The 20,955-nt window shown below is 67.1% G+C and carries 20 protein-coding genes, 1 other RNA gene and 1 pseudogene; 13 read left to right on the top strand and 9 right to left on the bottom strand.

Annotation, left to right across the window (positions count from 1 at the left end; translation table 11 throughout):
• The first annotated feature begins 9 nt into the window (after positions 1-9).
• Together HSRCO_RS02110 and HSRCO_RS02105 are read left to right on the top strand one after the other, a co-directional pair.
• Positions 10-1,110 (top strand): aminopeptidase, encoded by a 1,101-nt coding sequence (locus HSRCO_RS02110; protein WP_259518744.1) that lies wholly within the window; start codon positions 10-12, stop codon positions 1,108-1,110.
• Between the two features lie 58 nt (positions 1,111-1,168).
• Positions 1,169-1,741 (top strand): hypothetical protein, encoded by a 573-nt coding sequence (locus HSRCO_RS02105; protein ID WP_259518743.1) that lies wholly within the window; start codon positions 1,169-1,171, stop codon positions 1,739-1,741.
• A 366-nt stretch (positions 1,742-2,107) separates the two neighbouring features.
• Here HSRCO_RS02105 and rnpB read toward each other — a convergent pair.
• Positions 2,108-2,435, bottom strand: an RNA gene (gene rnpB, locus HSRCO_RS02100) — RNase P RNA component.
• Between the two features lie 166 nt (positions 2,436-2,601).
• Between rnpB and HSRCO_RS02095 the strand changes: the two genes are divergently transcribed.
• The 4 genes from HSRCO_RS02095 to HSRCO_RS02080 all read left to right on the top strand — a co-directional run bounded on the left by HSRCO_RS02095 (position 2,602) and on the right by HSRCO_RS02080 (position 6,108).
• Positions 2,602-3,543: an extracellular solute-binding protein gene (locus HSRCO_RS02095; protein WP_259518742.1), complete on the top strand. Its 942-nt coding sequence runs from the start codon at positions 2,602-2,604 to the stop codon at positions 3,541-3,543.
• Positions 3,540-4,373, top strand: coding sequence for an ABC transporter permease (locus HSRCO_RS02090; protein ID WP_259518741.1), 834 nt, complete (start codon positions 3,540-3,542; stop codon positions 4,371-4,373). The genes HSRCO_RS02095 and HSRCO_RS02090 overlap by 4 nt, the downstream gene beginning before the upstream one ends.
• Before the next feature lies 1 nt (position 4,374).
• On the top strand, positions 4,375-5,406 hold the full coding sequence (locus tag HSRCO_RS02085; RefSeq protein WP_259518740.1) for an ABC transporter ATP-binding protein: 1,032 nt from the start codon (positions 4,375-4,377) through the stop codon (positions 5,404-5,406).
• 69 nt (positions 5,407-5,475) lie between these two features.
• Entirely contained in the window at positions 5,476-6,108 is a 633-nt protein-coding gene (locus HSRCO_RS02080; RefSeq protein ID WP_259518739.1) for a TIGR00296 family protein, read from the top strand.
• Between the two features lies 1 nt (position 6,109).
• Here HSRCO_RS02080 and HSRCO_RS02075 read toward each other — a convergent pair whose 3' ends face one another.
• Entirely contained in the window at positions 6,110-7,264 is a 1,155-nt protein-coding gene (locus HSRCO_RS02075; protein WP_259518738.1) for a nicotinate phosphoribosyltransferase, read from the bottom strand.
• Positions 7,265-7,339: 75 nt separating this feature from the next.
• Entirely contained in the window at positions 7,340-8,833 is a 1,494-nt protein-coding gene (locus HSRCO_RS02070; RefSeq protein WP_259518737.1) for an Hvo_1808 family surface protein, read from the bottom strand.
• Between the two features lie 79 nt (positions 8,834-8,912).
• Between HSRCO_RS02070 and HSRCO_RS02065 the strand changes: the two genes are divergently transcribed.
• Positions 8,913-9,485, top strand: a complete 573-nt coding sequence (locus HSRCO_RS02065) for a cysteine hydrolase family protein (RefSeq protein WP_259518735.1) — start codon at positions 8,913-8,915, stop codon at positions 9,483-9,485.
• 13 nt (positions 9,486-9,498) lie between these two features.
• Here the strand turns inward: HSRCO_RS02065 and HSRCO_RS02060 are convergent, their stop codons facing one another.
• Positions 9,499-10,353 carry a hypothetical protein gene (locus tag HSRCO_RS02060; RefSeq protein ID WP_259518734.1) on the bottom strand — a complete coding sequence of 285 codons (855 nt, stop codon included), beginning with the start codon at positions 10,351-10,353 and terminating at the stop codon, positions 9,499-9,501.
• 53 nt (positions 10,354-10,406) lie between these two features.
• Between HSRCO_RS02060 and HSRCO_RS02055 the strand changes: the two genes are divergently transcribed.
• Together HSRCO_RS02055 and HSRCO_RS02050 are read left to right on the top strand one after the other, a co-directional pair.
• Entirely contained in the window at positions 10,407-11,084 is a 678-nt protein-coding gene (locus tag HSRCO_RS02055; RefSeq protein ID WP_259518733.1) for a lipoyl protein ligase domain-containing protein, read from the top strand.
• 24 nt (positions 11,085-11,108) lie between these two features.
• A complete protein-coding gene (locus tag HSRCO_RS02050) occupies positions 11,109-12,404 on the top strand; it encodes a dihydroorotase (RefSeq protein ID WP_259518732.1) in 1,296 nt (431 codons plus the stop codon).
• Between the two features lies 1 nt (position 12,405).
• On the opposite strand, the gene HSRCO_RS02045 is transcribed toward HSRCO_RS02050, so the two are convergent.
• Together HSRCO_RS02045 and HSRCO_RS02040 are read right to left on the bottom strand one after the other, a co-directional pair.
• The gene (locus HSRCO_RS02045) at positions 12,406-13,290 is read right to left on the bottom strand and encodes a DUF5806 family protein (protein ID WP_259518730.1); all 885 of its coding nucleotides are present in this window, start codon (positions 13,288-13,290) and stop codon (positions 12,406-12,408) included.
• Positions 13,291-13,333: 43 nt separating this feature from the next.
• Entirely contained in the window at positions 13,334-16,447 is a 3,114-nt protein-coding gene (locus tag HSRCO_RS02040; protein WP_259518729.1) for a PAS domain S-box protein, read from the bottom strand.
• Positions 16,448-16,641: 194 nt separating this feature from the next.
• On the opposite strand from HSRCO_RS02040, the gene HSRCO_RS02035 reads away from it, so the two are divergent.
• A complete protein-coding gene (locus HSRCO_RS02035; RefSeq protein WP_259518728.1) occupies positions 16,642-17,010 on the top strand; it encodes a universal stress protein in 369 nt (122 codons plus the stop codon).
• On the top strand, positions 17,007-17,543 hold the full coding sequence (locus HSRCO_RS02030; protein WP_259518727.1) for a GNAT family N-acetyltransferase: 537 nt from the start codon (positions 17,007-17,009) through the stop codon (positions 17,541-17,543). Before HSRCO_RS02035 ends, HSRCO_RS02030 begins: the two co-directional genes overlap by 4 nt.
• 43 nt (positions 17,544-17,586) lie before the next feature.
• Here HSRCO_RS02030 and HSRCO_RS02025 read toward each other — a convergent pair whose 3' ends face one another.
• Positions 17,587-18,030, bottom strand: coding sequence for a universal stress protein (locus HSRCO_RS02025; RefSeq protein WP_259518726.1), 444 nt, complete (start codon positions 18,028-18,030; stop codon positions 17,587-17,589).
• 76 nt (positions 18,031-18,106) lie between these two features.
• Between HSRCO_RS02025 and HSRCO_RS02020 the strand changes: the two genes are divergently transcribed.
• Both HSRCO_RS02020 and HSRCO_RS02015 read left to right on the top strand, forming a co-directional pair.
• The gene (locus tag HSRCO_RS02020; protein WP_259518725.1) at positions 18,107-18,544 is read left to right on the top strand and encodes a universal stress protein; all 438 of its coding nucleotides are present in this window, start codon (positions 18,107-18,109) and stop codon (positions 18,542-18,544) included.
• A gap of 41 nt (positions 18,545-18,585) precedes the next feature.
• Positions 18,586-19,656, top strand: coding sequence for a DHH family phosphoesterase (locus tag HSRCO_RS02015; RefSeq protein WP_259518724.1), 1,071 nt, complete (start codon positions 18,586-18,588; stop codon positions 19,654-19,656).
• A gap of 15 nt (positions 19,657-19,671) precedes the next feature.
• Here the strand turns inward: HSRCO_RS02015 and HSRCO_RS02010 are convergent, their stop codons facing one another.
• Positions 19,672-20,118 (bottom strand): DUF5807 family protein, encoded by a 447-nt coding sequence (locus tag HSRCO_RS02010; RefSeq protein ID WP_259518723.1) that lies wholly within the window; start codon positions 20,116-20,118, stop codon positions 19,672-19,674.
• Positions 20,119-20,349: 231 nt separating this feature from the next.
• Positions 20,350-20,748 (bottom strand): annotated as a pseudogene (locus HSRCO_RS02005) (30S ribosomal protein S6e); the annotation flags it as partial.
• Between the last annotated feature and the right edge of the window lie 207 nt (positions 20,749-20,955).

The following is a 20,955-nucleotide window of genomic DNA, read 5'->3' as shown; positions in this document are numbered from 1 at the left end:
GCAGCCGGTATGGACGAACGAGTCAGGGAGCACGCGACCGTCCTCGTCGACTGGAGCGCCCGTATCGACGCCGGCGACGACGTCGTCGTGTCGGTCGGGCCGGCGGCTCACGACCTCGGGGTCGCCGTCCTCGAGGTGCTCGGGGAACGGGGAGCGAACCCGGTGATTATCAACGCCGCTACCGAACTGCAGAGCGCCTACCTCGACGCCCGCGAGAGGGAGTTCGACGAGGATCCGGCCCACGAACTCGCGCTGTATCGAAACGCGGACAGCGTCCTGCTCCTCGGCGGTGGCCGGAACACCGCCGAGCTGGCCGACGTTCCCGGAGAGACCAGACAGGAGTACCGCCGGTCCCGGGCGGGGATCCGCGAAGCCCGGATGGACACCGACTGGGTATCGACCCAGCATCCGACGCGGTCGCTCGCCCAGCAGGCCGGGATGTCCTACCGGGCCTACCAGGACTTCGTCTACGGCGCGGTCCTCCGCGACTGGGAGGCACTCGCCGGGGAGATGGACCGACTGAAAGACGTCCTCGACGACGGCAGCGAAGTCAGACTGATCAAAGCGGAGACGGATCTGACGATGGCCATCGAGGGACGGACTGCGGTCAACAGCGCCGCCTCCGTCGCCTACGACTCGCACAATCTCCCGAGCGGCGAGGTGTTCACCGCGCCGTACGCCACCGAGGGGACGGTCCTGTTCGACGTGCCGATGACCATCGACGGTCGGCGCGTCCAAGACGTCCGGCTCACCTTCGAGGACGGCGAGGTGGTCGACTGGTCGGCCGCACAGGGAGAGGCAGTCGTCACCGAAACCGTCGAGACCGACGCGGGAGCGCGACGGCTCGGCGAGCTCGGCATCGGGATGAACCGCGGTATCGACCGGGTCACCGACAACATCCTCTTCGACGAGAAGATGGGCGAGACCGTCCACCTCGCGCTGGGACGGGCCTACGACGCCACCCTGCCCGAGGGGGAGACGGGCAACCAGAGTGCCGTCCACGTCGACATGATCACGGACACGTCCGAGGACGCCCGGATGCTCGTCGACGACGAGGTCGTCCAGCGCAACGGCCGGTTCCGCTGGGAGGACGGGTTCGAGGACGCGTAACTCAAACGCCGATCGTAGTCACCGGGGAGATTATCGGTCAGCGGCCGGACCGTCCGGTATGGAGCGACGAACGTATCTCGCGGCCTTCGGAACCGCGGGCGTCGGCGCGCTCGCCGGCTGTTCGGTCCCATCGACGACCACTCGGATGACGGATCCAACGGTCAAGGATGCGGACACCGAGACCCACCTCGTCTATCGGGACGACGACGGCCGCGTCGCAGTCACCTCTGTGCAGTATGGCCCCGTCACCGACCAGGGGCTCATCCGGATGCAGCTGTCCATCTGGCACCGGGCGAAGACGACCGTGGAGGACCTCTCGGTGACCGTTCGGACGCGAGAGCCCGCCGTACCCGCGCCAGAAGTGTACCTCGCGGCACCGTCGAGAGATTTCCCTGCCGTCCACTTCTCCCGCGACGAGAACAGCGACGGCAGGCAGTTCGCCGTGCCGGATATCGAGGAGGTGGGCCGCGGAACCGTGACCATCGAGTGGTTCCTCCGGTCGTTCGACGACGAGTGGCCGGTCGAACTCGCCGTCGACGTCGACTACGACCTGGACGGTGGGACCTTCACCACGTACACCGTCGACGGGACGGTGGAGTTCGAACTGGAACAGAACGTGACCTTTGCATAGTGGCGAACAGGCGGTGTGTCGATACTCGGGGTGGGACACCGCGCTCCCGCCTCGTCCACACCCGAGCCAGTCCTTACAGCATGGCCCAGGGTGGCCCGATGTTGGTATAAGAAGTTTTGGCGTCGAGAGTGTGTCACAGTGGGAAAAGCATTCGGCGACCGAGTGGTCCGTCAGGACCCGGTATCGCGCGAGAGCAACGCTCTCGCTGAGTCACACTCGCTTCCCCCGGTCGCTCGTGTGACGGCCGCCGATTCCCCGAGCGCTTCGCGCTCGGCCCGACGAACCCCCGAAGGGGGTGAGGACGGGTTTTTCCCCAAGTTTTTCCCAGCGAGCAACGCAGCCGCTCGCGCAGGAAAAAGTGGGTCTGGCTGCGGGTCGTAAGCCCCCTTCTGTTTCGACCCGGCATTCGGCTCAGCATCCGCGCGCTCGTCGGGCTACCTTGTCCGCGCGGACTTGCACCGGCGAGGGATGGCCGTTCCATCGATCCTCCGTCGTCGGCCCTCGGTGGGTTAACTGTCCGATCCTCGTCGAAACTCGGACCGGAGTCGCACACCGCATCGGTCGGACGGAGACGTGTCGTTTCTGTTCCAGGGCCCCGCGGTCTCCCGCCCCGGGTTTGCACCCGGTCGCCTGCCCGACGGTGGGGGGACTTTCCTCATGCGCCAGCGCGCACGGGGGCCGGGCGCCCGCTGCCGTCGAGACGAAGGCGGCCACGACACCTAAGCGGTTCGGTCGGTCAGACACCCCTATATACCGGTGGGGTGGCCGATTCACGTTACGTGGACCGGGGCGCCTCGAACGAAGTGAGTGAGAATGGGTTCTGGAAAGGGATAAATAAACCACAACCATTCACTTCAGGTATGAACGGAACGGACACCGTGACGAGACGCGAGGTGCTCGCGGCGGGCGGTGCCCTCGGCATCGGCACGCTAGCCGGCTGTGCGGGGTCCGGGGCGAGTGAGCGGGTGTCGGTCCTCTCTGCGGGGTCACTGGCAGTCGTGTTCAACGACGTCGTCGGACCGCGGTTCGCGGAGGCAACGGGGTACGAGTACCGCGGGGAGTTTCACGGCTCGAACGCCGTCATGCGGATGGTCCTGGAGGGACAGAAACGACCCGACGTCATCGTGAGTGCGGACCACCGACTGTTGCGCGATAAACTCCAGAAGGGCGAGACGCCCAAAAGCGAGTGGGACGTGGTGTTCGCGTCCAACAGCGTCGGCCTCACCTACGCGGCGGACACCGACCTCGCGGCCCGCATCGAAGACGGCCAGCCGTGGTATCGGGCGCTGGTGGAGACCGACGCGACCATCGCCCGGTCGGACCCGGACCTCGACCCGCTTGGCTACCGGACCGTGATGCTGTTCAGGCTGGCCGAGCAGTACTACGACGAACCCGGACTGGCCGATGCGCTCATCGAGGGGCTCCAGGTCGACCCGGAGGAGGCTCACATGCTCGCGGCCGTCGAGACGGGCGACCGGGTAGCCGCCATCACCTACAGGAACATGGCCATCGACCACGGGCTCCAGTTCCACCCGCTCCCGGACGAGCTCAATTTCTCGAATCCGGCGCTGGCGGACCAGTACGGCTCGGTCAGTTACGAGATGGACGATGGGCACACAGTCCAGGGGAAACCGATTCTCTTCAACGCCACAGTCTCCACGGAAGCCAACAACCCAGCGGCGGGCCGGGCGTTCGTCCGGTACCTGCTGGAAAACGCCCACCTGCTCGCCGAGAACGGCCTCATCGTCGACGACTCCTTCCCGGTTCCCAACGGGCCGGTCCCCGACGAGGTGCTCCCATGAGCGTCGCCACCCGTATCGGCCGACTGTCCCGTGGGGAGTACGGCACGGGGACGCAGTTCCTGCGGGAACGCGGCCTCTTCGTCCTGCTCGGGGCCGTCCTGCTGATCTACCTGGCGTATCCGTTCGTCTCGTTTTTCACCTGGGCGGATACCCTCCAGCCCGCGGCGTTCGCCGAGCCAGCGGTCCTCGACGCCGTCAAGTACTCCGTGCTGACGGCGCCGGTCTCGACGGTCATCGCGACCGTCTTCGGCGTCCCCCTGGCGTACGTGCTCGCCCGGACCTCCTTCCCGGGGAAGCTGTTCGTGGACGCACTGGTCGTGTTACCGCTGGTGATGCCACCCGTCGTCGGCGGGGTGATGTTGTTGAGCGGGTTCGGTCAGCTGACGCCGCTCGGAAGCCTGGCCAACGCGTTCGGCATCTCGCTCACCGGCAGTTACCTCGGTATCATCCTCGCCCAGACCTTCGTGGCCTCGCCGTTCGTCATCATCACGGCCCGTTCTGGCTTCGAAGGGATCGATCGCGAGATCGAACAGGCGGCCCGGAGCCTCGGCAAGGGGCCGATCGAGACGTTCCGCCGGGTTTCGCTCCCGCTGGCCAGGGGGAGTATCCTCGCCGGCGTCGTATTGACTTTCGCGCGGGCCATCGGCGAGTTCGGCGCGACGATGATGACCGCCTATCACCCACATACGATGCCCACCCAGATCTGGGTGACCTTCATCTCCGACGGCGTCGCGGCGACGGCGCCACTGGTGGTCATCCTGCTCGGGACGGGCTTTACGGTGGTCCTCGCCCTCCAGTACGTCGGCCAGCGGATCACGCTGAGTTCATGAGATGAGTCTCTCACTGCAGGACGTCTCCATCGCGTACGGGTCGTTCACGCTGGGCCCCATCGACGGTACCTTCGAGCCGGGAGTCACCGCCGTCATCGGCCCGAGCGGGAGCGGAAAGTCGACGCTCCTCCAGTTGATCGCCGGCTTCGAGCGGCCGGACACGGGAGTGATCACCCTCGACGGTCGGCGCATCGACCGACTCCCACCGGAGGACCGCCAGGTGGGGATGGTGTTCCAGAACTACGCGCTGTTCCCGCATCTCACGGTCGAGGAGAACCTGGCGTTCGGAGCGGCGCCGACCGCGGACGTCACCGAGACGACCGAGATGCTGGCCATCACGGACCTGCTCGAGCGGCGGCCGGAGACACTCTCCGGCGGGGAGAAACAGCGGGTCGCCCTGGCCCGGGCGCTGGTCTCGGAGCCCGCCGTCCTGTTGCTCGACGAACCGCTGGCGAGTCTCGACGCCCCGATCCGCCGACGGCTCAGACTGGAACTCAGAGACGTCCTCGCGGATCTGGACGTCCCGGTCGTCTACGTCACCCACGATCAGGACGAGGCGGCCGTGGTGGGTGATCGACTCGCCATCGTCCACGACGGAAGCATCGTCCAGGCCGGTCGGTTCGAGGACGTCTTCGAAGCCCCGAACAGCGCCTTCGTGGCGGACTTCCTCGGGATGGAGAACATCTTCTACGGGACGGTCGTGGCCACCGACGGCGAGACGACGACCGTGGACGTCGGCCCGACCATCGTCGAAGCGGTGGGATTGATCGACCGCTCCGAGGTCGCAGTGGCCGTCCGCCCCGACGACGTCACACTCCACCGTCGAGGACAGACGACGGGGCCGAACGCGGTGCCCTGTTCGGTGCGTCGGGTCATCGGCCACCACGCCGGCGGAACGGCCATCGTCGACTGTGACGGCCTGGGACAGGTGACGGTCGGTCTCTCCGCGGCGGACGCCGCAGACCTCAGAGCCGGAATGACCCGCGTCCTCACCTTCGAACCGGGTGCGGCACGGGTGACGTCGCCGGAGTAGGCACACCATAACGAACAATAATGGAAATAAAAGGGTTGAAGTCGGTACCGTCCCTACGACGTTCCATTCATGGCCAGGTCACAGGGACGGCCGGACGGACTGACCCACGAGGATGGGACACGTGCGGTCGAACTGGCGCGGGACTCGGTCCGCGCGTTCGTGGAAAACGGTCGTCGGGAAGACCCCGGGAGTATGCGGGACGCCTTCTACGACCGCTCCGGGGCGTTCGTCAGACTCGAGACGCAGACACCGCGAGGGCAACTCAGGGGGTGTGCCGGGGCCTACGACACGCCGAAGGCACTCGAGGCGGGATCGCGACGACTCGGAATGGCGATCGTCGATGCCGCCATCGAAGCGGCGAGCGAGGACTCCCGAACGGCAGTGACGGGGCCGGAACTGGATTCGATTACGGTGACCGTCTTCGTGGCGGAGCGCATCGTCGAGACGAGCGACCCGACCGAAGATATCGTGGTAGGAAGGGACGGCGTCGCCGTCGAGGGGCAGGGGAAAGCGGGGTGGATGTTCCCCACAGTCCCGGTCGATAACGACTGGGGCGTCTACGAGTATCTCGACCGGACGGCCCGGAAGGCGGGCCTCCCGAACGACGCCTGGATGGACGACGACGTTGGAGTCTACAGGATCGGGGGGCCGGTCTTCGCGGAGAACGACCCGGGCGGTAGCGTGATGCGCCGCTTCGACTGAACTAGTCGTCCGGGTCCGCGGCGAAGCCGACGCGGTCGGCATCCCGGGCCGCGCGATCGGCGGCGTCCTCGAGATCGAACTCGGCCACCACGTCGCCGTCGCGGATCACCGGTTCGAGAAGGGGTTCGCCCGGGGCCTCCTCGCCAGCCAGGGCCACGTGGTGGGCCCCCTCGGGCGTCCGGTACACCTGTTTCGCTCCGGTCAGTTTCCCCCGTTTCGCGGCCGGTTCACCGTCGATCTCCACGATGTCCAGCGCGAAGTCCACCGGGTCGGCGTTGCTGATGTACCCACCGACCCCGAAGCCGTCCACGTACTCCCGAAGGCGCCCCAACTCCGCCGGGCCGAGACCGCCGCTGACGAAGATACCCACGTCCTCGTAGCCGTGGGCGTCGAGTTCCCAGCGCGTCTCGCGAACGATGTGCTCGAAATCCCCACGGCGCGAGGCGGTCGTGTCGAGACGGATGCTGTCGAGGGCTCCCTCGAGGGTCTCGGCCGCCCGGATGGCCTCGTCCTTCTCGTCGGAGTAGGTGTCACAGAGGGCAACGCGTGGGACGTCGTCCTCGACGGCCGCGTCGAACGCCGTCCAGGCGGCCTCCTGGTTCCCGCGGCCGAAACAGATGACCAGCGCGTGGGGCATCGTCCCGCTCGCCTCGTGGCCGAGGATCTCGCCGGCGGCCACGTGCGAGATACCGTCGAGTCCGCCGAGCAGCGCGGAGCGCTCCACGACCGCCGCGATGGCGGGGTGAACGTGTCGGGCACCGAAGCTCAACACCGTCGATTCCGGGGCGGCCCGACGGGCCCGCAGTGCGTGGGTCGTCATCCCGCTCGCGTGAGAGAGAAAGCCGAGCAAGGAGGTCTCGTACCGGGCGAACTCGCGGTATCGACCGGTGATCTGCAGGACCGGCCCGCCGTCGAACAGCGTCCCTTCGGGAATCGCGTCGACGTCGACGGGCACCCCCTCGAGGAGCGAGACCGCGTCCTCGAGTCCCGCGAACACCTCGAAGTCGCCATCTGGGAACTGGTCGGCGGTCACCTCGGCGGTGACCCGTGGGTTCTTTTCGGCGTGCTCTAGCGTCGCCACCGTGCGGTCGAAGTAGGCGTCCGTCGCCCGACCGTCCCGAATCGCGTCCGTGGGGATGATGTCGAAGTCGGTCACCGCTGTTCCCTCCGCGACGTTTGCATACGACCGTGTTACTTGTCGCCGGCGAAAAAGGCTCCTCTCTCGTCGCGCCTACTCGGCCCCGGCACCCTCGCGAACCTCGTCGAGTTCCTCGACGGTGGGCGCGTTCACGATGACCACCGTGTCGCCGGATCGCTCGATGTGGAACGCGTCAGCGAACTCGCCCTCGGGGATGCGGTACGTGTTCGGTCGATCGGGCACCGGCTCGGCGCCGTGATAGTCCAGGAGCTGGTCGTACCCGACGACGAACTCCAGGGCCTGTTCTTCGGAGTCCCAGACCGACTTCCAGACGTAGCCGGTCTCGCCCGTCTCGGCCGACTCGTTCGTCATGTACGGGACCAGCCGGTCCCCGTCCCACCCGGCCGAGTATCGGTGGGCGTAGTTGTACTGGTCGATGCCCGGTTCGTTGCCGGGAGCGAAGAAGTTCGAGTACGGGATGACGACGTCCCGGGCGCTCTGAACCGCCGCGGTCTCGACGTAGCTCGGATACCAGAGCATGACGTACATCCCGGCCTCGCCGAACTGAGCGTGATCGATCGATCCGTTCCCGAGGTCCGGGACCACCCACGCCTCGCTACTCCGGTCCTCGACGGTCACCGCCGTCGGCGCGTCTGAGCGATACTTCTCGGTGTGGATGGTCTGCTCGGTACTCTGTGGCGGGGCGTCGTAGACGGCGTTCACCGCGTCCCAGCCGCCCTCCTCGTACAACTCCTCGACGAAGACCGGGCCGTCGCTGTACGGCTGGAGGCGAAGCGCGAGGAGGCCGACGTGCGTGTCCCCACCCGAACTCGAGTCCCCGCCGCTCGAACTGTCTTCGTAGCACTGCCAACCGTTCTCGCACTCCTGTTCGTAGAGATGGTCGACGTAGTTCCCGTCGCCCTCGATGATACCGGCGCGAGCGTTGTGGGTCTCCTCGGTGTTGCCCTCCATCTCGGAGACGTTGAATCGGTGTTCCTGGAGGGCGTGAAAGAGCTCCTGTGAGAGCGTTATCTCGTCGATCTGTGGGTTCTTTGCGTTTTCGGAGACGATGACGATCTCGTCCTCGCTCGGCGAGTAGTACCCGAGGACGCTCGATGCCCGATTTTCTTCCTGCTGGGCCGTCGCCGACGTCTTCTCGCCCATCAGGAAGGTCGCCTCGAACTTGACGTCCTGGTGGATGGTGCCGTTCGTGGACGTGTTGGCGAAGCTCCCGTTCGTTCGGTTGCGGTGTTCGTCTCGCGAGATGACCTCGACCGGCGGTCGTTCGTCGAACTCCAGCCCGCGGACGTGCTCGACCCTGGCCATGGACCTGGAGACGACGGCATCGCGTTCAGACTCGTTCAACCCATCTGTCTGGTCGACGTCGAGGGTTTCGTTGTACCAGTAGCCGTCCTCCCACCCGAGCCGATCGGTGGGTGGGTCGGGCGGTTCCACCTCGGTGGTCGGTCCGGTATCGGTGGTCGTGGGTGACGTCGTCGTCTCCTGGGCGACCGGCGAGGTCGTCCCGGCACAGCCAGCGATGACGACGAGGAAGACCAGCGCGAAGAGACCGAGCGCTCGCCGCATGTGGAACGGTCGGAGGCCCGGGGACAAAACCCCTCCGGCGGTCGGTACGTCTTTGACCCGGTCGTGTGTACGCACAGACATGAAATTCGATCCTGCCGACACCGCCCTCGTCGTCGTCGACGTCCAGAACGGCTTCTGCCACCCGGATGGTAGTCTGTACGCGCCCGCGAGTGAGGACGTGATCGGCCCGATCGCCGACCTCCTCGAGGAAGTCCGTGCAGCGGGCGCATCGGTGGTATTCACGCGAGACGTTCATCCACCGGCGCAGTTCGAGGACGCCCACTACTACGACGAGTTCGACAGATGGGGCGAACACGTCCTCGAGGGGTCCTGGGAGGCCGAGATCGTCGACGGACTGGACGTTCACGACGAGGACCACGTCGTCGAGAAACACACCTACGACGCGTTCTACCGCACGGATCTGGAGGGGTACCTCGAGACCCACGGTATCCACGACCTGCTCGTCGTCGGGACGCTCGCCAACGTCTGCGTGCTCCACACCGCCGGCAGTGCGGGCCTGCGCGACTACCGGCCCGTCCTCGTCGAGGACGCGATCGGCTACATCGAAGCCGAACACCGGGAGTACGCCCTCGAGCACGCGGCCTGGCTGTTCGGCGAGACGACGATCAGCGACGCGATCCAGTTCGAGTGAGCGAACCCGGTTCTCAGGCCTCGATGTCGACGACCACGTCGGCTCCCACCGAGAACGAGTGGTGCCGGTCGATGAGCTTGGCGTAGAGGGACTCACGACCGAGGAAGAAGGAGAGTCCGTAGATCGGACCACCGTTCGCGAGGACGGTCACGTCGCGCCAGTGGACGACCTCGCCCTGCGCCGTCCCGACCCGTTCGCCCAGGAAGTGAACGGGGTCGGATTCGTCACCGCCGTCGGGGACAGTCCCCCGGGTCGCGGACTCCGTAGCGAGTCGGCCGCCCCACTCGTAGTGAGGGAGCCCACCGTCGAGTACGAACGACCCCGAATCGTCGGCGATACCCGCAAAGACCGCTCCGGGATCCGGGTGTGCCGGGGCGTCCAGGATGGCGTACGTCTCGCCAGTGTCGACGACCGTTCCGGTGCCATCCCAGGGGACGGCTTCGAGCGGGACGTCGACCGAGAGCGGAAGCGACCCCGTCGCGCGGACGGCGTTCGTCCCGTGGTCACGAAACCCGAGGTGAATGTGGTTGTCGACCCACGGTGCGAAATACCCGGACCTGACGAGTCGACCCAGCGAGTCGCCGAGCGACAGCACCTCGCCCGGCTCCACACCGGGGTCGACGTGGAGCACGCGAGCCAGGTGCTCGCCGGTATCGACGACGATGAGGTGGTCGTGGGCCGCCGCGTAGGAGCGGTCGGGACACGTGACGGTCCGCGTCTCGACGACCTCGCCGGCGACGGGACTCGGCGCGTCGTCGCTGTCGGGGTACAGATCGACCGCCGTTCCGGCGTCGTGGGCGGGGTATGGCGAGTTGTATCGCGAGAACCGGGGAAACGAGGAAAGCACCTCGGCGGAGACCGTCACCATACCCGGGTATTGCAACCGGGACCGTTTATCACCTCCGAGCCCTACGGGAACGTATGCGTCTGGTCCGGGGCACCGCGAAGACAGCAGAGACCGACCGGGAGACGTCGCGGCGTATCCTCGAATGGGTTGCCGAGCACGAGGAGACCGCCATCCGGGCCTGGCAGCCACCCCGTCACGTGGCGTTCGGTCGCCGCGACGCGATCGAGTCGGGATACGACGAGGCCGTCCGCAGAGCGAGACGCCACAACTACCCTGCCGTCGAGCGAAGCGTGGGCGGGCGGGCCGTCGCGTACACCGGCACGACGGTGGCGTTCGCCCGGTACGAACCGATCGAGGACGGCAGAGCCGGCATCGACGACCGATACGACGCACTGACGGCCGACGTCGAGCGCGCCCTCCGGGCGGTCGGCGTCGACGCCACCCGCGGGGAGCCACCCAACTCCTTCTGCCCGGGCGATCACTCCCTGCAAGACGGCGGAAAGGTCGTCGGCCTGGCCCAGCGTGTCACCGCCGACGCCGCCATCACCTCGGGCGTCCTGGTGCTCGACGACCACGAGGAGATCGCCACCGTCATCGGCGACGTGTACGACGCACTCGGGGTGCCCTTCGACCCGGACTCGGTCGGAAGCGTCGAACTGGCAGGCGGCGACGTCGAGGGCGTCATCCCCGCGCTCGAGACGGCACTCGCCGGTGACGAATCGCCGACCGCCCTGCCGCTCCGCCAGATTTAGGCGGTCCGCCCGCGGAGAGCGCGTATGCGAGTTATCCGGAACGCTACCCTCGCCGACGGGCGGGTCCGCGACGTCCGCATCGGGGACGACGGTCGTATCGACGCCGTGGGAACGGACCTCGACGGGGAGACCCTTCGCGATGCCACCGGGAAGCGACTGCTCCCCGGCATGATCGACGCGCACGTCCACTTCCGCCAGCCGGGCTACGCGCACAAGGAGACCTGGGCCAGCGGCTCACGCAGCGCGGCGGCCGGTGGCGTGACGACCGTCGTCGACCAGCCGAACACCGACCCACCGACGGTCGACGGTGCGGCCTTCGACGCGAAAGAAGCGTTCGCGCGCGATTCGCTGGTCGATTTCGGCATCAACGGGGGCGTGACCGAGGACTGGGACCCCGACACCCTGTTCGACCGACCGCTGTTCGCCCTGGGCGAGGTGTTCCTCGCCGATTCGACCGGTGACATGGGCATCGATCCGGAGCTCTTCGAGGACGCAGTACGCCGTGCCACCGAGGAGGACGTCGTCGTCACCGTCCACGCGGAGGACGCCTCGTACTTCGACGACGACGCGAGGGATCGGGACGACCCCGACGCCTGGTCGGCCTACCGGACGGCGCAAGCGGAGGCCGTCGCCGTCGCCCGCGCGGTCGAGGTCGGCACGGAGGTCGGCGCGACCCTGCACATCGCCCACACGAGCACGCCCGAGGGCATCGACCAGGCGACCGCGACTGGGGCCACGACGGAGGTTACGCCCCACCACCTCTTCCTCTCGCGCGAGGACCTGTCCGACCTGGGGACCTTCGGTCGGATGAACCCCCCACTCAGGAGCGAGGAGCGCCGCCTCGCAGTCTTCGATCGGGTCGCCGACGGGACCGTCGACATCGTCGCGACGGACCACGCCCCGCACACGCGCGAGGAGAAGGACGCCAGCATCTGGGACGCTCCGAGCGGCGTCCCCGGCGTCGAGACCGCACTCCCGCTGTTGCTCGCCGCTGCGGAGCAGGGCCATCTCGGCTACGAACGCGTGCGCGACCTGACCGCGGCCACCGTCGCGGAGATTTTCTCGGTGCCACACAAGGGGCGCATCGAGGCAGGTCGGGACGCCGACCTCGTGCTGGTCGACCCCGACGCAGTCCGCGAGATCCGGGCCGAGGATCTGCACACGAACTGCGACTGGACGCCGTTCGAAGGGATGGACGGCCTCTTCCCCGAACTGACAGTAGTGGGTGGCACGGTCGTCTGGGAGAACGAACGGCCAGGCGAGGACGGCGACGGAACGTTCGGCGATCACGCGGGGCGGAACGTCAGACGACCCGACTGACTCACTCGCCGGTGTGTGCCTCGTGATCGGCCCCACCGATCTCGTGACCGCAGTTGGGGCAGGTCGTCCCCTCGTAGCGGAGTTCGTCGCTGGCCTGTCGCACCTCTCGCATCACCGAGGAGATGCGCTCCTCGGAGTCGAGTTCCTCGTCGACCGCCAGGTCCACGCCCTCGACCTCGAGGAGGAACTTGGCGACCTCCGTCACCTCGTACATCACCTCGTCGAGTTCGTCGGCCGTGAAGAAGTCGCTCATGGCCCCGTAGAGGAATGTCGCCCCGGCCTTGCGGACCTTCTCCTCGAACGACGATCGGGCCTGATTGACCGCCTGCGGGGTGTAGGTGTCGGTCATGAACGGCACCAGGTAGGGGAGGTTCTCGCCGATCTTGGTCATCTCGACGCCGGTCTCCGTCCGAAAGTCCGAGCACAGACGCGCGATGGCCCACTCCCTGGCGGTGATGTAGGTCCGGTCGCGCAAGAAATCGTTGACGCGGTCGTACTGCGCGCCGTCGACCTTCTTGAATCGATCGTACTTGCGGACGTCGGGTGGGACGTCGCTTTCGACCGCTTCCGCGTCACCGCTTGGTGACGCCGCTGCCTCGTCGGTCGACGCGACCGCCCCGTCGTCGGTCGGTGTGTCGGCCGCCGAATCGACGGCGACCTCCGGTCGACCGGCGGGCGGTTCGGCGACGGCCTGACCGCCCGGGTCGGTGTACTCGTCCGACGCCGTCGCGTCTTCGGCGCCATCCGGGGCCGAATCGGGCGGCGACGCGTCTGCGTCCCCGGGCTCGACGTCCTCCGCAGCGTCGGGCGGTTCGTCTGCCGCCCTACCCGTCGATTCGTCGCCCGGCCCCGCCGGGTCCGCAGCCGGCTGTTCGTCCGCTGGCATGGAGTGGCCTTTCGCCGCCGGGCGCAAAAGAATGTCGGGGCGGTCACTCCGCGAGTGGCAGTTCGACGACGAAGACGGCGCCCTCCGGGTCGTGGTCCTCGACAGTTACCGACCCATCGTAGCGATCGACGAGAGTCGCCACCAGGTAGAGGCCGAGCCCGGTTCCCTCGCTATCCAGGCCGCGTTCGCCCTCCTCGAAGATCGTCGCCTTGCGCTCGTCGGGAATACCCGGGCCGTTGTCCGCGACCCGAACACGGACGCGGTCGTCGTCGACCGCCGCGTCGACGGTCACCGCCGGGACCGGCTTGTCGTTGTGCGTGATGGCGTTGTTCAGGAGGTTGCGGAACACCGAGCCGAGCATGTCGTCCGCCGGTACCGTGACGTCCGGGATCGGTCCGTCGACCCGGAGGAGGGCGTGCTGATTGGTCGATCGCGCGTCGGAGACGGCCTCCTCGAGTGCGTGCTGTAACCGCCGAGGGGATCGGTCGGCCGCGGACTGAAGCATTACGTCGGCGACCTCCCGGGCGGTCGTCGTGATGGTCACGGCGTTGCGGGCGGCCTCGAGGATCTGTACGACGGACTCTTCTTCCTCGCCGTCGACGGTCGACCGAAGCATCTCTCCGTAGGCCAGTACGAGTTGCAGATCGTTGCGGATGTCGTGTCGCACGACCTGGCTCAACACTTCGAGATTGTCTCGCTGGGTCTCGAGTTCGCGCTCGTACTCTTTGAGTTCTGTCACGTCACGAGCGTAGCCGAGTACGGCATCCTCGCCGGTTTGTGAGATCTCGAAGGGGATCTTCGTGGTCTGCAGGATCCGGGTGTCCCCGTCGGCGGTGGTCAACTCCTCCGCCTGGATGGTCGTGGGCTCACCAGATTCGATGACCGCCAGGTCGTCCTCGCGGAACTGACTGGAATCCTCCTCGTTCGGGATGACCGCGGACTCCTGTGTCCCTTCGAGTTCCTCGGGGGTGAGCCCGTAAGCCTCGGCCGTCGCCTCGTTGGCGAACAGGTACTCGCCCTCGCGGTTCTTCGCGAATATCAGGTCCGGCACCAGATCGATGATCGTTCGAAGATCCGCTCTCGTTCGCTCGAGTTCCCGCTCGTACGCCTTGCGCTCGCTGATGTCCTGGGCGACGGCGACGAACTTGACGACCTCGCCGTGCCGGTCGGTGATCGGCGAGATGGTCTGGTTCAGAACGATCCGTTCGTCGTCGGCTCGCTCGTCGATCATCTCGGCCTCCCACCGCTGGCCGTCGAGGATTGCCTCCCAGAACGCCTCGTAATAGTCCATATCATACTCGCCGGACTTGAGGATCCGCGGGGTCCGGCCGACCGCCTCGCGTTCGTCGTAGCCCGTGATGTGCTCGAATGCCGGGTTGACGTACTCGATCCGGCCCTCGTCGTCCGTGATGTAGACCGCGTGGGCCGTCCGCTCGACGATCTCGCGGAACTCGGCGAGTTCGCGTTCGCGTTCCTTGCGCTCGTGGACGTCGAAATGCATCCCGACCGCGCGGACCGGCTCGTCCCCGTCCCGTTCGACGACGCGACCGAGGTCCCTGATCCACCGCCAGTCGCCGTCGGCCGTCCGCATCCGGTGTTCGGTCTCGTAGTAATCGGTTTCTCCCTCGATGTGCGCCTCGAGGGCGGCCATCACCGCGTCCCGGTCCTCCGGATGGAGACGGTCCAACCACGTCGTCAGGGAATCGTCGATCGCCCCGGGGTCGTAGCCGAGCATCGTCGCCCACCGGTCGGTGAACTGGACCTCGTCGGTCCGCATGTCCCAGTCCCAGATCCCGATATCGGCGGCCGCAATCGCGAGTTCCAGACGCTGTTTGACCGTCTCGAGTTCCTGCTCGCGTTCCTTGCGGGCCGTGATGTCCCGGGAACTGAACACGAGCCCGTCGATGAGCGGATCCTCGAGTTTGTTCACGCCCCGTACCTCGAGCCAGCGCCAGTCCCCCTCACTGGTCCGGACGCGCACCTCGGCTGTTACTTCGGCGTTGGGCTTCGTGACGAACGAGCCGAACTCGTTCACGATCGCTTCCCGGTCGTCGGGGTGAACGTGATCGAATCCGGAATCGCCCATCACTTCCGCGGGCGAGAACGCGGTCACGTCTTCGGTCGAACCGCTCTGAAAGCGTACCGTACCGTCGGGGTCCATCACCGAGACGATGTCCCCCGATTCCTGCAGGTACGCCTCGCGGCGCTCCAGTTCACGTCGACGTCGCCGGTGCTCGAGGACACTCGCGAGGAGTTCGCCCACGAGTCGCAACGCGTCGACGAACGAGGGCGGAAACGACGCGCGCGGTTCAGTCCAGTCGAACCCGACGAAGCCGATCAACTCGCCCTCGCGACGAATCGGAGTAACCACCACCGAACCGACGTCCTGTTCGGCGAGCAGTTCCCGCTCGGCGTCGGCGTCACCGGGGAGGGCCGCGACGTCGGGGATCGCGATTTTGTCAGCGGTTTCCAGGCGGTCGATCCACCAGGGAAACGTATCGACCGACAGGTCCTGCAACCGGTCGATCTGGGGCTCGACGTCCGGTGCTGCCCACTCGTGGGTGTTCGAGAGCGTCTCACTGTCGGGGTCGATCCGGAACAGGTAGCTCCGGTCGGCACCGGCTGCCGAGCCGATGCGGGCGAGTGCCGCGTCGATCCGGTCGTCGACGTCCTCGTCCGTGCGGCCGAGCAACTCGACCGATAGCGCCGCCAGTTCCGACTCGAGCCCGGCCGCCCGGGCATCGTTTTCGCTGGGTTCGCTCCCGTTCGTCTCTTCGACGGCCGCGATCACCCTGCTGGCGAGTCGATCGAAAGACGCCGAATCAGGAGTTCGTGGAGCGTACCCCACTGCACCGGCCGCGACGACGTCCCCGGCGAGTTCCGCCGAGCCGTCCTCCGGAAAGACGACGACTGGGAGATCCGGGTGCGTCCCACGCAGGTCTTCCAGGAACCCGAGCGCGTCGAACGCAGGCGGGTCGTGCCCCGAGACGACGCAATCGACAGTCGTTTGCCGGAGGCGTTCCCTGGCGGCGTCCATGCCCTTCACGGCTGTAACGTCGAGGCGAGCGTCCTGGTCCCGTAACCGGGCAGCCGTCGATTCAGCGATGTCACGGTCGGCCGTCGCGACGAGGACCCGAAATACGTCCTGGGGCTCCATGTCCGTTACCCACCATTACCATCCGAAGTGTATAGTTGCACCGTGACTCGGGTCGGGCGCTGGAACGGGTCGAACTCGACTGCACGATGCGACGCCACGCCGACCGAGATGAGGGGACCCCCGAACCCCGTCAGTTCGGGGCGGAAACGTCGACGGCCCGTAATCCTTTTGCAACGGAACGTCGATGTCCGCCTATGAAAGTGTTGCTCGGTATCGGGGGAAGCGACGACTCGCTCGCGGCACTCCGACAGACGGTGGAACGAGCCCAGCGAGCCGGTGACGATCTGACCGTTGCCATCGTCGACAATCCGGAGAGCGACCGGTCCTTCGACGAGATAGAAGCCGAGGCCCAGCAGGCCCTCGACGAGGCGGACTGCGACGCCGAGATCCGCCACCTCGAGGGCGACCCCGGCAGCGAACTCGTCCGGACCGCAGAAGCGGAAGGATACGGACAGGTGGTCATCGGCGGCGGCGAGCAGAGTTCGATGGGGAAGATCCGGCTCGGGCCCATCGCGGAGTTCGTCCTGCTCAACTCACACGTTACGGTCACCCTGGTCAGATGACGTCCCAGCGCACCTACCCCGAGACGGCGGCCGGCTCGTTCCCCGTGCCACCGGTTACGTTCACCGATCGAGAGGATCGCTCGATCACGGTGCGAGCCTTCGAGTCCGAGGACCTCCCGGCGCTGGTCGAGATGTACGACGGCTTCGACCCGGCCGACAGGGCACAGGGCATCCCGCCCATCGGCGAGGACCGGATCCGGAACTGGCTGGACCACCTGCTCGAGGAGGGGAGCAAGAACGTGGTCGCCGTGTCCGACGAAGCGGTCGTGGGTCACGCCACCCTCGTCGAAGACGACGACGACGGCTACGAACTGGCCATCTTCGTCCACCAGGACTTTCAGGGAGCGGGCATCGGCACCCGGTTGCTCCGGACGCTCCTCGGCTACGGTCAATCGGAGGGCGTCGAGAAAGTCTGGCTCACCGTCGAGCGCTGGAACCGGCCGGCGGTCAAACTCTACGAGAAGGTGGGCTTCGAGACGACCGAGGCGGAGAGCTTCGAACTGGAGATGGCCATCAGACTCTCCCCCGAGTGACCGCCCGCCAGGGCGAATCGAATCGAGGACGGCACATCGCGGGTCAAACGGACAACACCGGCTGGCTGGCGTAGAGCAACACGTATTCTGCGGCCTTCTCCAGGGCGTCACCGTGTTCGCCCGCCAGGGACTCCCTGGGGATGACGATGAAATCTACCGAGAGTTCCTCGGCCGTGTCGAGCACCACACTTCCCGGGTGGCGGGTCTTCCTGACTGTGGAGAAGCCGTAGGCCATCGAGGACTCCACACGGGTCGGATCTTCGGCCATCGCGGCCACGTCCTCGACGAATAGCTGGCTCTCGTCCGCGACGTCGGTCCGGTCGATGTCGCCGGCCTCCATCCCGCGCGCGACCGTCTCGCCCAGGACGTAGAGGACGTGGAGGTCCGCGTCGTATCGCTCCGCGATGGCCACCGCGTACTCCGCGGCGTCGGCGGCGGCCTCGCTACCGTCGACGGGGACCAGCACCGTGTCCACAGCAAGTGTCATTGGTGCAGGTTGGTCGTGGCGGTACTAAAAACGCACCGCGGCACCTTTTAAGACCGCGGCGGCGGTAGGCTCCGTCATGATAGATACGGTGGTCATCGCGACCGACGGCTCGGAGAGCGTCCGCCGGGCGGTGGCGGTCGCCCTCGACCTCGCCGACCGCTTCGACGCCGACGTGCACGCCCTCTCGGTGGTCGAGGAGAGCGAGGTCTCTTCCGCCCCCGAGGAGGTTCGCGACCGGTTACAGGAAGCCCTCGAGGACCACGGCGAGGAGGCGGTCGATGCAGTGGCGGCGGAGGCGTCCGTGCCAGTGACCACGGCCGTTCGCATGGGACGACCCCCCGCTGAAATCAGTGCGTACGCGCGGGACATCGACGCCGACGTCGTCGCGACCGGGACCCGAGGCCGGCACGGCGAGAACCGCTTTCTCATCGGGAGCGTCGCCGAACGCGTCGTCAGAACCTGTCCGGTCCCCGTGCTCACCGTCCGACAACTGACCGACGAAGCCGAGTCCTGACCAACCGGGTCATTCTTGGCCCGCCGGCCCGACCAGTCGGTATGCAAGACTGGGTCATCGACGACGAGGACCTCTCGCTCGAACGGAAATCGCTCATCCCCGGCACCGGCTTCTTCGTCCCCGACGACGTCGCCGAGGAGCGCAAGGACGAGGAGATAGCGGAGCGAGCGAGCGGGGCCGACGTCCTCGTCCTCGCCGACCCCGACGCCGATGGGCTGGCCTGCGTCGCGATCATCCGCGAGGTGTTCGGCGAGGGGGCCCTCCTGCCGACCAGTCCCCACGAACTCGAGGAGAGCCTCGAACGCGCGGCGGAGTACGGCGAACCCGGCGCGACGGTCTTCGTCTGTGACCTCGCCCCGGACGACCCGAAGTATATCGAGGAGCCACTCGCCGACCTGGTCGAGCACGCGCGCACCGTCTCGTGGTTCGATCACCACCAGTGGACCGACGAGGCCACGACCGCCGTCGATGAGAGCGGCGTCCGACTGGTCGTGGGCGACTCCGAAGAGGAGTGCACCGCCGACGTCGCGGTCCGCGCTCTGGATGCCGACGTTCCGGACTACCTGGTCGAATTGGCCGTCGTGACCCGGGACCACGACCTCTGGCTCCGCGAGGACGAACGGAGCGACGATCTCGCCGACTACGCCTACTGGACCGACCCGGAGGAGTACGTCGAGGTCGTCCAGGAACACGGCGTCGACCTCCCCGAGGCGGTCCAGGAGTTCCTGGCAGAGAAACGCGTCGAGAAGGAAGCACTCATCGAGCGAGCCGTCGCCCGGGCCGACATGCGCGAGGTGAACGGCTGGACCGTGGGCGTGACCTACGGCCGCTGCTCCCAGAACGAAGTCGCCGAGGAGCTAAGGGTGCAGGGCGCCGACGCGGCGGTCATCGTCAAGCCCGCCGGCAGCGCCAGCATCCGCGGCAGTGACACCTTCGAACGGGCCCACGAGGTCGCCCGCCAGGTCAGCGGGGGCGGACATCCCCGTGCGGCGGGCTGTAAACCCCGTATCTACGAGGACATGCTCGATTACGCGCACCACTGGACGACCCAGGGGGCGACGGCGAAACAGGTCATCCTCAACGCCTTCGGAACGCTCGAGCGCGAAGAGTAGTCGCTTCTCGCGGCGTCACCCGTCCCGCTCGTCGACGACCCACTTATCCGAGTACGCCGTCCCACACGAACACTGCGCGTACGCGTGGACGACGTCACCTCGTTCGTACAGGCCGCCGACCTCCTCGTTCTGCGCCTCCGAGAAGGCAAAGACGAAGGCCGGTTCGTGGGGCTGGTCGTCGCCCGACTCGGGGCACTCACCACCAGCGAGGTCGGCGTCGACGTGTCCCTCGCGTTGCATCGCCACCCCCGTGAAGTCCATGGCGTCCTGGCCGGTGAACCGCTCGAACACGGAACGGCCCGTGTCGCCGTCCACGACGAGGAGGACACCGTCACCGACGGCTTCCGCCGACGATCGGTCGAGCAAGGCCTCCACGTTCGAGATGCGGTCTGCTGTCAGGTAGAGCGCGACGTCGTCCGGGCGGTCGCCGGCGAGGAACGCCGCGACCCGGTCGCCAGTCATCGCCGTCGCTACGAAACGTGTCGGGAAAAGGCCGTTGACACGGAGTCGCGAGTCGGCGCCAGTCCCGGGGAGTGATTACTCCTCGTCGTCTTCGGCGGCCGATTCGTCCTCGGCGTCCTCGTCGTTTTCTTCGTCGGCGTCGGCTTCTTCGGCTTCTTCCTCGGCGTCTGCCGCTTCGGCTTCTTCCTCGGCGTCTGCCGCTTCGGCTTCTTCCTCGGCCGCTTCGTCAGCTTCGGGCGCTTCTTCGGGTTCCTTGACGCCCATCGCGACGAGCGGGTCGCCGTCGCCACCCGTGATCTTGACGTTCAGCTGCGAGACGGCTTCGGATACCTCGCGGCCGCGGACGGTCACGCGACGGCGCTCGCCCTCGCGGTCCGGGTTGTAGCCGGTGCCGCCGGTGAGCAGGATCTCCTTGAGCGCGGAACCGCGGATGTCCGATCGGAGGGGGCGGCCGGCGGCGTCCGAGCCGCCGGTGATCTCGACGGTGAATCCGTCGAGGCCGACGGCGCTCCCGTCGACCTCGTCACCGAGTTCGCGTCCCATGAATCGATTCGCGTCCTGGCCCTCGACCTCGCGGGTCTCCGAATGCCCGGAGCCGGGGTCCGAGACGACGACGTTGAACGTAGCCATGGGTGAACGGACAGTTCCGCGGGCAAAAAGGCCATCGAACCGACGTCGGCCGAACGCGGCTCGAGGACGACTGGTGGGACCGACGAGACGCCGGTGCCGTGGTGGCGTCTCCGCCGGAGCGAATCGTCCGGGGGAATCGCGTGGACAGCGACTCCCGGACCAATTTCGCCCCCGCCCAAACGTTTTAGATATGGTACGGCTTGTATA

This window comes from Halanaeroarchaeum sp. HSR-CO (genome assembly GCF_024972755.1).
Taxonomy (GTDB): domain Archaea; phylum Halobacteriota; class Halobacteria; order Halobacteriales; family Halobacteriaceae; genus Halanaeroarchaeum.
The sequence above is the reverse complement of the archived record's forward strand: the minus strand, read 5'-3'. Positions and strand labels throughout refer to the sequence as shown.